Origin of the sequence: Photorhabdus sp. RM71S (genome assembly GCF_042879355.1) — a bacterium.
GTDB lineage: Bacteria > Pseudomonadota > Gammaproteobacteria > Enterobacterales > Enterobacteriaceae > Photorhabdus > Photorhabdus kayaii.
The window spans coordinates 1-211 of the sequence record NZ_JBHFKV010000377.1 but is presented as its reverse complement, the minus strand read 5'-3'; the positions used below and the strand labels follow the sequence as shown (position 1 = coordinate 211).

The 211-nt window shown below is 39.3% G+C and carries 1 pseudogene; it reads left to right on the top strand.

From position 1 onward, the window contains the following. Positions 1-130, top strand: a pseudogene (locus ACGF5R_RS25255) (ORF6N domain-containing protein); the annotation flags it as partial. Positions 131-211: the final 81 nt, after the last annotated feature.

Below are 211 nucleotides of genomic sequence, written 5' to 3'. Positions count from 1 at the left end.
GAAAATCGTATTTAAAGAGGACTTCATGAACGCTTTCCGTCTGATGATGGGTGAAGCCGAACAACGTAAATCCAAATGGTATCACCCAAAAATGGGCTTATTTCAGGTTATAGAATGGGAAGATAAATAATGAACAAATATCACCCCGAAACATCATTTGATTACGGCAAATATGGCGTCATTGTCATCACTGAGGCAGCGAACAGCAAAA